The organism is Photobacterium sp. R1, assembly GCF_054600795.1.
Genome location: NZ_BAAHZP010000586.1, coordinates 1 through 268, shown reverse-complemented (window position 1 = coordinate 268; position 268 = coordinate 1). Strand labels below are relative to the sequence as shown.

The following is a 268-nucleotide window of genomic DNA, read 5'->3' as shown; positions in this document are numbered from 1 at the left end:
CCATCCGGCGTCACCACCATATCCGTTACCGGATGCCCGATAGCAGGCATAGCAAGTTGGGTTTCCTGCCACGCCTGTTCACCGGTATCGAGACCGCTGCCACGATGGAAAGCCTTGGCCACAAGCCGCTGGTCCTGCGTTACGCCAACCAGAACGGCCACCTGACGACGCACTGAAACTGCCAGCTTAACCAGGGGCTTACCCTGACTATCAAGCTCAATATAAGGGGCAGACAGGGGGTAGCTCATCACCAGTTGTCCCTGCCGGA

Annotated in this window: 1 protein-coding gene; it reads right to left on the bottom strand. The window is 58.6% G+C overall.

From position 1 onward, the window contains the following. On the bottom strand, positions 1-248 hold a 248-nt coding region (locus ACYP03_RS26390), incomplete at its 3' end, for a hypothetical protein (RefSeq protein ID WP_459782722.1). Between the last annotated feature and the right edge of the window lie 20 nt (positions 249-268).